11 protein-coding genes are annotated in these 13500 nt (G+C 42.5%); 8 read left to right on the top strand and 3 right to left on the bottom strand.

The genetic code is table 11. From position 1 onward, the window contains the following. The first annotated feature begins 27 nt into the window (after positions 1–27). The 6 genes from ACYVBM_RS03890 (at position 28) to ACYVBM_RS03865 (ending at position 8527) form a co-directional block, all read left to right on the top strand. Positions 28–753, top strand: coding sequence for a DUF92 domain-containing protein (locus ACYVBM_RS03890; protein WP_460684311.1), 726 nt, complete (start codon positions 28–30; stop codon positions 751–753). A gap of 89 nt (positions 754–842) precedes the next feature. Beyond that, positions 843–1559: a DUF4294 domain-containing protein gene (locus ACYVBM_RS03885; RefSeq protein ID WP_460684310.1), complete on the top strand. Its 717-nt coding sequence runs from the start codon at positions 843–845 to the stop codon at positions 1557–1559. A 101-nt stretch (positions 1560–1660) separates the two neighbouring features. Then, on the top strand, positions 1661–5191 hold the full coding sequence (locus tag ACYVBM_RS03880; RefSeq protein ID WP_460684309.1) for a DUF2723 domain-containing protein: 3531 nt from the start codon (positions 1661–1663) through the stop codon (positions 5189–5191). A 266-nt stretch (positions 5192–5457) separates the two neighbouring features. Beyond that, the gene (locus tag ACYVBM_RS03875) at positions 5458–6555 is read left to right on the top strand and encodes a vWA domain-containing protein (protein WP_460684308.1); all 1098 of its coding nucleotides are present in this window, start codon (positions 5458–5460) and stop codon (positions 6553–6555) included. Positions 6556–6570: 15 nt separating this feature from the next. Next, entirely contained in the window at positions 6571–6987 is a 417-nt protein-coding gene (locus ACYVBM_RS03870) for a GxxExxY protein (protein WP_460684307.1), read from the top strand. Positions 6988–7000: 13 nt separating this feature from the next. Further along, entirely contained in the window at positions 7001–8527 is a 1527-nt protein-coding gene (locus ACYVBM_RS03865; protein ID WP_460684306.1) for a MoxR family ATPase, read from the top strand. Between the two features lie 113 nt (positions 8528–8640). Here ACYVBM_RS03865 and ACYVBM_RS03860 read toward each other — a convergent pair whose 3' ends face one another. Both ACYVBM_RS03860 and ACYVBM_RS03855 read right to left on the bottom strand, forming a co-directional pair. Next, positions 8641–9402 carry an endonuclease/exonuclease/phosphatase family protein gene (locus ACYVBM_RS03860; protein ID WP_460684305.1) on the bottom strand — a complete coding sequence of 254 codons (762 nt, stop codon included), beginning with the start codon at positions 9400–9402 and terminating at the stop codon, positions 8641–8643. A 12-nt stretch (positions 9403–9414) separates the two neighbouring features. Continuing rightward, positions 9415–9846: an acyl-CoA thioesterase gene (locus ACYVBM_RS03855; RefSeq protein ID WP_460684304.1), complete on the bottom strand. Its 432-nt coding sequence runs from the start codon at positions 9844–9846 to the stop codon at positions 9415–9417. A gap of 98 nt (positions 9847–9944) precedes the next feature. Here ACYVBM_RS03855 and ACYVBM_RS03850 point away from each other — a divergent pair, with 98 nt between their 5' ends. Together ACYVBM_RS03850 and ACYVBM_RS03845 are read left to right on the top strand one after the other, a co-directional pair. Continuing rightward, complete coding sequence (locus ACYVBM_RS03850) at positions 9945–10679, top strand: FKBP-type peptidyl-prolyl cis-trans isomerase (protein WP_460684303.1); 735 nt, start codon at positions 9945–9947, stop codon at positions 10677–10679. A gap of 526 nt (positions 10680–11205) precedes the next feature. Next, complete coding sequence (locus tag ACYVBM_RS03845; protein WP_460684302.1) at positions 11206–12843, top strand: helix-turn-helix domain-containing protein; 1638 nt, start codon at positions 11206–11208, stop codon at positions 12841–12843. Positions 12844–12935: 92 nt separating this feature from the next. On the opposite strand, the gene ACYVBM_RS03840 is transcribed toward ACYVBM_RS03845, so the two are convergent. Beyond that, on the bottom strand, positions 12936–13439 hold the full coding sequence (locus ACYVBM_RS03840) for an Lrp/AsnC family transcriptional regulator (RefSeq protein ID WP_460684301.1): 504 nt from the start codon (positions 13437–13439) through the stop codon (positions 12936–12938). Positions 13440–13500: the final 61 nt, after the last annotated feature.

Raw genomic sequence — 13500 nt, 5'->3', positions numbered from 1 at the left:
TTTTTCCTGCCGGCTCAATCATTAATAATGGAAATAAGCAACTGGATATTTCTTTTTATCATCAGTACCGGCATCGTGTTAAGTATACTGCTGAAAAAGCTTACCATACCTGCAGCCATTACAGGTGGATTACTCAGCAGCTTTATTTACCTGGATACCGGCCTGCCCGGCATTGCCGTAATGGCAGCATTCTTTATTATAGGCGTATGGGTTACTTCGTGGAAACTCGACACAAAGCTAAAAACCGGACTGGCAGAAACCGGCAAAGGTAAACGAACAGTGGGTCAGGTTTTTGCCAATGCCGGCCTGCCTGCTTTTATCGGGCTGGCAGATTGGCTCTGCCCTTTGCTTCAAATTAACGCGCCGGTTATGATAGCATCGTGTTTCTCTGCAGCTACCGCCGATACCGTGTCATCGGAACTGGGAAACATTTACGGGCGCCGGTTCTATAATATCCTTGGTCTTAAACAGGATAAAAAAGGCCTGAACGGGGTAATAAGCCTCGAAGGGAGCTTACTGGGGTTTGCAGGAAGCGGTATTATAGCCCTGCTGTATAGCGCGTTTAATGCCGGAACGCTCAGTTCCTTTATGATCGTTCTTATTTCGGGAACAGCAGGCAATATTGCAGATTCGGTGTGTGGGGCTGCATGGGAGCGAAAAGGATGGCTGAACAATAATGCCGTCAATTTTTTGAGTACTGCTGTTGCAGCTATTATGGCCTGGATCTTGACAATATCATTTACCGCTTTTTGATTTTTTCGGAAATAAATTATGATTTTCTTATCATTTAGAAAGAAGCTCAAAATACCTTATTATATCTGGCAGCTATTAACTTTGTACAGTTGAATACCCTTTGGAAATATTATTTGCTTCTATTAACTGCTACAATACCCTTTTTTTATAGCAGTGCACAAACGGCTCCTGCCGATACTATTTCTATTCCCCCCAGGCCGAGTATGGAGGAGGTCATGAAAGACTGGGGGCCTCTCGATCTTACCAGGGTTCCGGCCATATGGTATGGCACAGACTATAACTCGTTTAAAATGATGCCCTATACGGAAGAGGAAAATATATGGATATCCAAGCTTCCGCCGGCCAGGCTCGAACAGGTAAAACGCGAATATAACCGGCTCCGTAATGCGGTATATGTTTGCTACCCCTATGCAAGAGTGGCAGGAAATACCATCAACCAGATGAACAAGCAAATAGAAGCTACCGGGAATAAGAAAGACAGGAAAGCTATTATTAAAGAGAAAGAGAAAGAACTCAAAAAGCAGTTTGCTGACCCGCTTACCAATCTTTCTGTTTACCAGGGCAAGGTTTTGATGAAGCTGATCAACCGTCAAACCGGAAACAATTGTTATGAAATTCTCAAAGAATATAAAGGCGGCTTAAATGCCCGGCTTTATCAGACTATTGCTTTTTTTTATGGAGGAAACCTGAAGCAGGACTTTAATCTGAAAGAGACCTTTGACCGCGATATCGAAAATTTTGTAAAAGAGATTGATGCCACATGGTATAATAACCCCTACCGCAACCCTGCATATATCAGGCAGTAAACACTCTTTATAATTTCATAAATTTCAAACATCCACTCCAAATTATAGCTAAGTGGGTGCTTTATCCCTATTTTTGCGGGCGTTATAAATTATATTTTAACATGAATTTCAAAAAAGTAAACAACCTTACAGGCTGGGTGGTTTTTGCGATCGCCGCCATTACATACACGCTCACCAAAGAAGCCAGGGGCTCTTTATGGGATTGTGGTGAATTTGTTGCGTGTGCATTCAAATTAGGTATGCCTCACCCTCCGGGTGCTCCCCTGTTTACTTTGTTAGGCCGGTTCTTTATTATCCTGTTTGGCGACAATCCCCAAACCGCTGCCAATGCCGTAAATTTTATGAGCGCATTAGCCAGCGCCGGTACCATTCTTTTTCTTTTCTGGACTATCACGCACTTTGCCCGAAAAATGTTTGTAAAGGCAGGTGAAGCGCTTACCAACCCGCAGCTGATTACCGTAATGGGAGCAGGCGCAGTGGGTGCTTTAGCCTATACGTTTACCGATTCTTTCTGGTACAGTGCTGTAGAAGGCGAAGTGTACGCGCTGTCCTCTTTTTTTACTGCTTTTGTATTCTGGATCATCTTAAAATGGGAGCATGCCGATGAACATGCCGGTGAAGATGAGGCTGCCCGTGTTAACAGCGACCGATGGATCATTTTCCTTTTCTTTATGATGGGTTTGTCCATAGGAGTGCACCTGTTAAACCTGCTTACTATTCCTGCTATTGTAATGATCTATTATTATCGCAGGTTTAAACCCACTACCAAAGGTGCTGTTATCGCGTTCCTTATAGGCTGTATAATTACCGGTATCGTGCAGGTAGCCGTAATTCAATACAGCATGAAAGCGGCGGGCTTGTTTGACGTATTTTTTGTAAACAGCTTCGGCCTGCCATTCTTCTCTGGCTTTGCTGCCTATTTCATAGCAATTGCAGCTTTAATAGCATGGGCGCTGATGTTTAAGCCCGATGTATCCAAAACGAAAATCATTATCTGGACCGCATTGTTCTTTACCCTGGCCTTCTTACCTTTTGCTTTTTCAGGAACGGCAGCCGCTTTTAAAGTGATACTGCTTTTAATTATTGGTGCCGTACTTGGGTATTTTATTAAAACCTCAGCTTTAAGAATCTTAAAACTTTCCCTTTGGTGTTATGCCTTTATGATGCTGGGCTATTTCATGTATTTTACATCCATTATTCGCAGCCATGCCAATCCGGGCATTGATATGAATAATGTGGATAATCCTATTAACCTGGTCTATTACCTGGGCCGCGAGCAATATGGCAGCGCTCCCCTGGTTTACGGGCCTCACTTCGCTGCGCAATACAGGGATGAGGATGGAGATGGAATGGTTGACATGAGCTATGGTGAGATGAAATATACCAAGGGGAAAAACAAGTATATTCCTGCAGGAAGAGATCGCAGGCCTTTGTACCAAAGCAGCGATATGCAGCTGTTCCCACGGGTTTGGGATGCCAGCAACGATCAGGGCCATGCACAGTTTTATGCCGATTGGCTAAGCCTGGATCAGTCCAGGGACGAAAATACAGGTCAGCCAACATATGGAGCACCCAGCTATGGAGACAACCTGAACTGGTTCCTTACCTATCAAACCGACTTCCTCTTCATGCGCTATTTTATGTGGAACTTTGCCGGACGGCAGAATGATCTGCAGGGCTTTGGAAATAAAAGAGACGGCAACTGGATCTCGGGTATCAGCCTGATCGATTCGCCGCGCCTTGGCGATCAAAGCAAGATGCCGGACAGCCTTAAAAACAACAAAGCGCATAACAGGCTCTTTATGCTGCCGTTAATATTGGGCATCTTAGGCTTTGTGTTCCAGCTGATAAGAAATCGCCGGGATTTTATTGTTACCCTGATACTGTTCTTCTTTATGGGAGAAGCCATTGTTATTTACCTCAATGCCCCCGGTAACATGCCAAGAGAAAGAGACTATGTATTTGTAGGCGCTATGTATGTATTTGCCATATGGATTGGTTTATCGGTATTGGCTTTTGTAAGGATGGCGATTGAGAAAACAGATAAAGAGCTTTTCAAAAAAGTATTGATATACGGTGCTACAGCTACCTTCCTGGTTGTTATATTGACCAGCCTTAACGGTACCGCAGGCGGCGCCATTACAGCCAGCGTTGTGGCTGCTGTGCTGTTCGCTGTAGTAGTTGCTGCAGTAACCTACATTGTCAGAGCCGTTTCGGGCAAAGGTGGCAATTTCAGGATGGCGGGCATCACCGCCAGCGCCATTACCCTGCTGGTGCCGGTGCTGATGGCACAACAGGAATGGGACGATCACGACCGGAGCAGGAAAACCCTGGCGCCTGACCTCGCAAAAGACTACCTGGAAAGCTGCGCACCGAATGCTATCCTCTTCACATTCGGAGATAATGATACCTATCCCCTCTGGTATGCACAGGAAGTAGAAGGCATCAGAACAGATATCCGCATCATCAATACCAGCCTGTTGGGTATAGATTGGTACATCAATCAATTAAGGTATAAGATCAATAATGCGGACAGCGTGGATGTGATCTGGAGCCCCGAGCAAATAGAAGGTCATAACAGGGAATACATCCGCATTGGCAGGCAGCAACAGGGGCAAAACCTCGATCCTAACGCTTATTACCCCTTATACGATATAATGAAAGATTACCTGGGGCAAAAAGTAACAGATAATGACGGTAATGACGTAGGCCCTAATACCATGCCATTTAAAAAATTCTTTGTACCTGTGGATAAGGAGCTGGTTTACAAGAATGGTACCGCTACTCCCGCAGACAGCGTTTTAGACCAGTTGGCATTCGAGGTTCCTTCCAGCGCTATTGCCCGCAATGATCTCATCATGCTGAATATTATTGCTACCAATAAGTGGAAAAGGCCTGTTTACTTTACAGCTGCTTATGGCGAACTGGGCTTTGGACAGCACCTGCGCAAAGATGGTCTTACTTACAGGCTGGTGCCATTTGCAACTAAAACACCGCAGCAAAACTGGGTGACTGATCAGGCGATGAGAACCATGAGAGCCGGCGGTTCATCTGTAAAAGATAATAACCTTACGGCTATTTACGATAACCTTAAAAAATTTGAATTTGGCGGTGCCAATAAAAAAGGCGTTTATTTTGATGAAGTAAACAGGCAGTATCTGCTGAATATCAGGGCCATCTTTGCTGAGGCAGCAGGTAATCTTGCTGATGCAGGGAAAACAGACGAGGCAGTGAAGCTGTTGAATAAGGAAGCTGAGGGCATAGACCCTGAAAACCTGCCTTATGGAATGGCAAGCCGTTATAACCAGCACAATCAGACCGGTATATTACTTACCGAAGCCTACTATAAAGCGGGTAAGCTGGACCAGGCAAGGAAGATTGCTGCCGATATACGGAAAGACATGAACAGTCAGCGGTCTTATTATAATTATCTTAAAACAGAGCGGCCTGAATATTTTGCCGGGCTCGAACATACTGAGGTAGTGCTAAACGAAATAATGGAAGAAGTACTGAACCAGGTAGAACAGCAGTATGATCCTTTAAAAAAGGCTGCTAAAAACCCGGCACAGGAGCTTACCCCTGAGCAGTTATTAAATGTCGCAGACAGCGCAAAGAAGGCTGCCGGTAAATAAAGAAAAACGCATGAAATAATACAGAGGCTGCTCTTAACCGGGCAGCCATTTTTAATGGACAGATGACCGATAACAGGGTACATGATGGATTACCAATCATTAAGTATAGAAATGCTATACTTTTTATTAATCTGCTCCCGAACCGGGAACGGTGTCTGCATAAAACTTTGACCCTTAAACCCTGGGCCTCACCTATTCACTGCCTCCCATTCACTATTCAGCTGCACCCTTTCAACTTATCAACTGGTAAAGTGTTATATTTAGGTATGCGCGGATTTCATTTTTCAAGGTTCGATATCGACCAGCAGGGCAAACCGCCTTTTGATAAATTACTTGATATCTTCATGCAGTTACTCACCTATACCAGCGGTGATGTGGGCGAAGCTTTGCAATGGTTGAACCAGTTAGACCAGGAATACCGGCTTACAGACGGGGAATATGGAATAGGCGACTTTATGGAAGACCTTAAAGAGAAAGGATACATCACCGAAGACCAGCAAAAAGGAGAAATAAAGATCACGCCCAAAACAGAACAGGGCATCCGTAAAAAAAGCCTGGAAGAAATTTTCGGAAAACTGAAAAAAAGTAAACAGGGAGATCATAAAACATTCAGGCCGGGGCAGGGAGACGAGATCAATCCCGAAACCCGGCCCTTCCGGTTTGGAGATATGCTGGAACAGATCGATTTTACAGAATCCATAAAAAATGCGCAGATTAACCATGGCATAGAAAGCTTTTCGCTGCGCGAAGATGATTTAAGCATCCGCGAAACAGACTTTAAGACCCAAACCTCTACTGTTTTAATGATCGATATCTCGCACTCTATGATCCTGTATGGCGAAGACCGCATTACCCCGGCTAAAAAAGTAGCTATGGCACTAAGCGAGCTCATCACCACACGTTATCCCAAAGACACGCTGGATATTGTGGTATTTGGTAATGATGCATGGCCGGTTGAAATAAAAGATCTACCCTATTTACAGGTAGGGCCCTATCATACCAATACCGTTGCCGGCCTGGAGCTGGCCATGGATATTCTAAGAAGAAGGAAAAATCCGAACAAGCAGATCTTTATGATAACAGATGGTAAGCCCACCTGCCTGAAAATAGGCAAGCGTTATTATAAGAACGCTTTCGGGCTGGACCGCAAAGTGATCAACCGCTGCATGAACCTTGCAGCGCAATGCAAGAAAAACAAGATACCTATCACAACATTTATGATAGCCACCGACCCTTACCTGCAAAGATTTGTACAGGAATTTACAGAAATGAACCACGGTAAAGCCTACTTTGCTTCTTTAGATAACCTGGGAAGCTTTATCTTTAAAGATTTTGAGAGTGGGAAGTCGAAAACCCTGATTTAACGATTTTTTGGATTAATGGACGTATCAAACTTCAAATACAAAGACCTGACTGAAAAAATCATTGGAGCCGCAATGCAAGTCCATTCACATCTTGGAAATGGGTTTAAAGAAATTATATACCAACGAGCTTTAGCAATAGAACTGGACTCCCTACAAATTGAATACAAGCAGGAATATCATATACCCATTTATTATAAAGAAAAACAAATAGGAAAAGGACGTGTTGACTTTTTCATTGAAAACAAGGTAATGCTTGAAATAAAAGCGTTTATGCAATTAGAAAATACTCATCTCCGTCAGGCTAAAAACTACCTGGAAGCCTTCAACCTACAGGTAGGGTTGCTTATTAATTTTGGCGGTACCAGCCTCGAATTCAAAAGAATTGAAAACTTCAAATTCAAAGAAAATAACACAAAAAATTTGAATCATTAAAATCCGGTAAATCGTGGTAAAAACTTTAGGTGAATTAAAAAAATCGGGTTACGAACCCAAATCCATAAAAGAAGAAATAAGGCAAAATCTTATCAGCAGGCTAAAGAAAGGAGAAACCACTTTCCCCGGCATTGTAGGTTATGAAGATTCTGTAATTCCCGAAACAGAAAGGGCCCTGTTAAGCAAGCATAACATACTGTTGCTGGGTTTACGCGGACAGGCTAAAACACGGATGGCCCGCCAGATGACGGAGTTGTTAGACGAATATATCCCTGTTGTAGCCGGCAGTGAGATCAACGACGACCCGTTCAACCCCATTTCAAAATATGCCATTGATCTGATAGCAGAAAAGGGAGACGGCACGCCTGTTGACTGGCTGCACCGCAGCCAACGCTATGGCGAAAAGCTGGCCACACCCGATGTTAGCGTAGCGGACCTGATCGGGGATATCGATCCCATTAAAGCCGCTAACCTGAAGCTAAGCTTTGCAGACGAGCGCGTATTACATTACGGCATCATTCCGCGCAGTAACCGCAGCATCTTTGTAATAAACGAATTACCCGATCTGCAGGCTCGTATCCAGGTGGCACTGTTCAATATACTGGAGGAAGGAGATATTCAGATACGCGGTTTTAAATTAAGGCTGCCGCTGGATATCTTGTTCGTATTCACCGCCAACCCCGAAGACTATACCAACCGTGGCTCTATTGTAACCCCATTAAAAGACCGCATCCAAAGCCAGATATTAACGCATTACCCTAAAACACTGGAGCATGCGCTGGACATCACCGACCAGGAAGCTTTTGTGCACGGCGATGTGGTAGAAAAAGTAATGATCAGCGACCTGGTAAAACGACTTATTGAGCAGGTAGCATTTGAGGCGCGCAATAGTGAGCTGGTTGATAAGAAAAGTGGTGTAAGTGCCAGGCTTACCATTTCCGCAAGGGAAAATGCAGTAAGCGCTGCCGAAAGGCGGGCACTGATAAATGGTGAAAGCACCACGCAGATATGGATCTCGGATCTGTCAGGCATTATCCCGTCCATTACCGGAAAGGTAGAGCTGGTATATGAAGGGGAGCAGGAAGGCCCTTACCAGGTAGCCATGAATCTCGTGGACAAGGCCATCCGTACCCAGTTCGTACAATACTTCCCTGATCCTGATCAGCTAAAAAAACGCCGCAATACCGGCAAACCTTCATCACAGCAAAAAGCAGAGGAAAACCCATATCGCTCTGTTATTAACTGGTTCGATAAAGGTAACCAGCTCAACATCCCTTTCAATACAAAGGACGAACAGAAGCTGCAACTGCTTTATACAGTTGACGGGTTACACGCTTTGGTAAAAAAATATTTTCCGGGCGCCAATGAACTGCAGACGGGTTTGATGATGGAGTTTGTGCTGCATGGACTGGCCTCTTACTCTGCTATCAGTAAAAAGCTGTTTGAAACAAAAATTGAATTTAAAGATCTTTTTGGAAGCATGATGAATATGGATCATGATGACGATGAAGCGCAGGATTTGGATGAAGATGATATGTAATATTAAGTTAGCGTAAGTTGTCAGTGGTGCAGTTGAGTGCTGAAACAGACCGTAATACTCATGCACAATGTTCAATAATCAATTCTCAATACAGCAGATTTCACATATAGCTATTATTTCAGCTCCATCTCTGCTATTACCGGCAGGTGATCAGACAAGGCATTAACAGGCACTGTATATTGCTTTATTTTTTTCAGGTGGGGCTTTCTTATAAAAATATAATCAATCTTTTTTGTAGCAACAGGTGCGGGAAATGTAAAAATATTTGCAGCGTCAGTTTCAGCAAAATATTCTTTAAGAAATCTTATTTCCGGGGTATTAGGTTCAGCATTCAGATCTCCCGTAAAAATTACAGGTATTTTTTCCTGCTTAAAACAAGTAACTACTGCTGCAGCCTGCAGCATCCGTGAAGAATCGTCCAGAGCAAAATGGGCTGATGCCAATTTTATTTTTTTATTTTCCGGCAGTTGTATAACAGCAGTGATCATTGCGGTTGAAGGGTTTTTATTATTAAGCAGGGGCATTCTTTTATTTTCCACATTTTCAATCGGGTAACGTGAAAGGATGCCCATGCCATAGGCACCTCCCTGGTAAGCAAAATGCCGTACAAAGGCATAATACATACCGGTTATGCCAGCCAGCTTTTTCATCTGGTCCACTCCTTTTGTACGCAGGCAAACGCTGTCCACTTCCTGTAATCCCACAATATCTGCCGCCGAACTTTTTATAAATGCGCCTATCTCTGCTACACGGTCGCGTTCCTCTTTATCTGCACCATGATGAATATTATAACTCATTACCGCTATGGTTTGTGCCACAATAACCTGTGTGCAACCACAAAGAAGAATAGTAAATATGAATTTCAGGAAAAGCATTTTACAGAAATTTTATTGCCATTCAAAATCATCAGCCCTGGGCATATCGGCATGAGCAGCCACAACAATTGGCGGAGGCGTGCACAGCTTTCTTTTTATGGTGTCCATCCATGCCCCGTCCATATTAATAACAGCAGAAATGACCTCTTCGTTTTTTATGATCGTGTGCCTGATGGAAAACCTGCTGAGATCTTTACGGGCTTTCGTAAGCTCTAAACGGATGTTCACTACATCTCCCTGCCTTATCTCCCTTCTGAATAAACATTCCTCTCTGAAAATTACAGGCCCAATGTGCAGCTCCTGCATTTTTATAGCAGGCAAACCCTTTTCCCGCAAAAATTCAATACGGCAAAATGCCCCCCAATCGTAATATACACTATGCCTTACATGTGCATTAACATCCAAATCAGACCATCTTATCTGTACCTGCATTATATATCCCATACGTACTTAAAATTGAGCATGCAATTATCAGTTCCATAACAATGATACAACTATTTTTGCACCTCCCGGAGAGGTACTCCGAACAATTATTTTTAATTATGAAGCAGTTAAGTATTATCAGTTTATCATTAGTTCTTACCATGAATGCCTTTGCTCAAACAAAAGCAAAACCCAAAACCACTACGCCGGTAAAAAAACCGGTTGTAACACAAAATGTGAATACCCAGGCTCCTTTAAAAAATCTTGCGGACTCTGCAAGCTATGCTATTGGCCAAAACATTGCGCAATCTATCAGCAAAGATCTGAAAAGTCTGAATAAAGATGCTTTTCTTCAGGCCATAAAAAATATTTTTGACAGTAAAGCGCCTAAGTTCAGCGAAGAGCAGCTACGTTCCATTCTTACACAGTTTTCGCAGCAGGAGCAGGAAAGCGAGGCTAAAGCCACGATTGATACGGGCCGCGCTTTCCTTGAAAAAAACAAAACCAACCCTGGTGTTAAAACTACTGCCAGCGGCCTGCAATATGAAGTAATAAAAGAGGGAACCGGCGATAAACCCGGCGCCAGCGATACAGTTGTCTGCAACTATAAGGGTACCCTGACAGATGGCACACCATTCGATAACTCTTACGATCGTGGAGCGCCCTTAACCATTCATGTATCGAATGTGATCCCTGGCTGGACAGAAGGATTACAGCTGATGAGCAAAGGCTCAAAGTATAAATTTTATATTCCCCAGGAACTGGGTTATGGATTACGTGGCGCTGGCGATATACCTCCCGGCAGCACTTTAATATTTGAAGTTGAACTGCTGGATATTAAAAAAGGCGAATAGCAGGTTCAAAAATGAAATTGCTCTAATTTCAATATCCAGGAAGGTCCAAAATCTGAAAAGCAGGAGTGTTTGATTACTGGTCTATCATGTGGGCTGATGTACATCTGTCTGGACATTTCATGCCCGTTTTTGCGCTTACTATCTGCCCCGGTTATAATAAACATACAGAAAAAGAATAAAATCAGCGGCTGGATTATCCGGTTAGATATTCCTTTTCCGTTACATTTTATTAACCTGTCTACAAATACAGCATTCCTGGCCATCAAGCTACTTTTTTCCAATTTTACAGACGTGGAACAGTATATAAAAATGATCCAGGATAGGTTTTCTGAAAACTGAAGCTATAAAATTCCTTAATTCAGGGCAGATCCTTTTTATTAAAAAAATTACACCTAATTAAATGACTAACAAATAATTGAACACTTCCTATCAATAGGATAATTCTGTAATTCATTACAGCTAAAACTCGTGTTTGTACCCGATACGCTGTACTTTACTTCCGGAAAAAATCCTGATTACCTGATATATGATCACAAACAAAAACTTCTGCCGGAATTCTATAGCTTTTATCTTTCTTTTTTTAGGAAGTACTGCCATTTCACAAACGATATTATGCCCGCAAAACAAAGAAGTAGACCAATTAATTGACAAGGGAATTGGATATACAAAAGCCGGAGAACCGGAAAAAGGAATTGAGGTACTAACGAAAGCAATTAATATTTCTAAATCATCAGATTGCCGGCATGGGGAACTTTCCGCCAGGAAAAACCTGATGCTGCTTTACGCCCAGGCTTATAACTATAAAAAGGCACTTGAAATATCGGAAGAGGCAGAAAAAATTGCCCAGCAGCTTAAAGATTATCCCGTTTTATCTACCCTGTACACAACAAGGGCTACGTTATATGTTAATTTAGGTATGTATAGCGAATCGATCCGGCAATACGAAACGGCGCTTACCTATACGGAGCTCATTAAAAATGAAGACAGCAGGCAGTATAATCGTGGATTTATTTATTATAACCTTGCCCCTTATTATCAGGACACTTCCCTGGAAAAATCGATAGAATACCTGAAAAAAAGCAAATATGAAATTGAAAAAATAAAAGACAGCAGCACCACCATTTCTTTGAGCAAAAAAAAGGATATGCTGGTTTCAACGAATATGAATCTTGGCACTTTCTATTACCTTAAAAGAAACCCGAAAAAAAATCTGCGCCTCGCAGCATCTTATTTCATGGCAGCCTTAAAAGATGCTGAGAATGACCGCTACGAAATACGCCCCGATTCTAAAATTGATCTTTTTGAAGCGCTCCTGGAATTTTACTACAACACAAAGGATTATGAAAAAGCCATCCATTACGGTGAAAAAATGCTTGATCTGGAAAAATCTTACCACATGCCGTACAACAGGAGGGTTTGTTATATGGTGCTGGCAAAATCTTATCTGGGAACGGGGCAAAATGAAATCTCCCAAAAATACCTGGAGTTATATTCGAAGCTGAACGATAGTATTAATACCGTAGAAAAAAAAGCCGTAGAAGACCCGGTACGGCAGGTGATTAAAAAGAATGAAAAAAGCTATTCCCAAAGGATAAAAAATATAAGTGTCATCGTTGGCACGCTGGTTCTGGCCTTGCTTCTTACAGGCCTCATAATCTGGAAGCACAAGAAAAAAAGGCTTCACAGGAAATATGAAGCCATTATTGATCACCTGAAAACGAACCTGTCGGAACCGCAGGAAACCCCTGCAGCACCATCGCAACAGCAGGTACCCGAAAAAAATATGCAGAGATCAGTAAATATCTCCAAAGAAACAATTACACTACTACTGAGCAAATTAGATAAATTTGAAAAATCCAACAGGTTTATAAAGCCGGAGGTCAATTTTGCGTATCTGTCCAATTACCTGGGAACGAACTCGAAATACCTGAACGAGATTTTAAAACAATATAAAGACAAAACCTTCAGCCAGTACATTAATGACCTGAGGATTGATTACATCACCCAACTTCTGTATGAAGAGCCAAAGTACAGGGAATATAAAATAAGCTACCTTGCTGAAGCCTGTGGCTTCTCTTCCAGAGCGATTTTTGCAATTGCCTTTAAAAAGAAAACGGGTATCTCTCCATCATACTTTATAGAGCATCTGCGATTGCGGGAATAAAAAAGCAATAACGCTTGCGTTATAACCGGCTACATACAATCGTATGCTTATTCTATCAGTGATCGCAGGCTCCTTAACAATCAGTTCTGTTGCTAACTCAATACTTCATGCGTCTGCTTTACCACACCCATTACAAAGGTGCTCTGCACATGCCCCACGTTCTCTACCTGGCTAAGTTTGTTTACATGAAAATTGTAATACGTCTCCATATCTTCTGTAAGCACTTTCAGCAAAAAATCGAATTCGCCCGAGATACTGTAACATTCCAGTACCTCCGGCATTGCCAGAATGGATCTTATGAATTTTGAACCGGCAATCTTATTATGTTCCCTCAAAGATACATGGCAGATCACCATCAGCTTTTTACCTAACCTGGCAGCATCGAGCATAGCCGCATAACGGGTAATAATCCCCGACTGTTCCAGACGCTTGATGCGCTCATGCACGGGCGTGGTGCTTAAATGTATGGTATCTGCAATTTCTTTTACAGTAATACGGGCATTTTGCTGAAGCATCTTCAATATGTCAACATCTTTTGCATCAAGAGCAGGGGCCTGCATAGTTACTTTTTCTTTTGCAGCTTTATTTGAGTTCATGGAATATGATTATACGCTAAAAGATACTCAATTTATATCATTTTATCCTGAAATATTAATT

The sequence above is a fragment of the Niabella aquatica genome (assembly GCF_054779315.1).
The sequence above is the reverse complement of the archived record's forward strand: the minus strand, read 5'-3'. Positions and strand labels throughout refer to the sequence as shown.

Excerpts from the sequence above, each read along its gene's own strand:
- ACYVBM_RS03860 (WP_460684305.1), bottom strand. The coding sequence starts at position 9,402 with ATGCTTTTCCTGAAATTCATATTTACTATTCTTCTTTGTGGTTGCACA.
- ACYVBM_RS03875 (WP_460684308.1), top strand. The coding sequence starts at position 5,458 with ATGCGCGGATTTCATTTTTCAAGGTTCGATATCGACCAGCAGGGCAAA.
- ACYVBM_RS03855 (WP_460684304.1), bottom strand. The coding sequence starts at position 9,846 with ATGGGATATATAATGCAGGTACAGATAAGATGGTCTGATTTGGATGTT.
- ACYVBM_RS03870 (WP_460684307.1), top strand. The coding sequence starts at position 6,571 with ATGGACGTATCAAACTTCAAATACAAAGACCTGACTGAAAAAATCATT.
- ACYVBM_RS03845 (WP_460684302.1), top strand. The coding sequence starts at position 11,206 with ATGATCACAAACAAAAACTTCTGCCGGAATTCTATAGCTTTTATCTTT.
- ACYVBM_RS03890 (WP_460684311.1), top strand. The coding sequence starts at position 28 with ATGGAAATAAGCAACTGGATATTTCTTTTTATCATCAGTACCGGCATC.
- ACYVBM_RS03840 (WP_460684301.1), bottom strand. The coding sequence starts at position 13,439 with ATGAACTCAAATAAAGCTGCAAAAGAAAAAGTAACTATGCAGGCCCCT.
- ACYVBM_RS03850 (WP_460684303.1), top strand. The coding sequence starts at position 9,945 with ATGAAGCAGTTAAGTATTATCAGTTTATCATTAGTTCTTACCATGAAT.
- ACYVBM_RS03880 (WP_460684309.1), top strand. The coding sequence starts at position 1,661 with ATGAATTTCAAAAAAGTAAACAACCTTACAGGCTGGGTGGTTTTTGCG.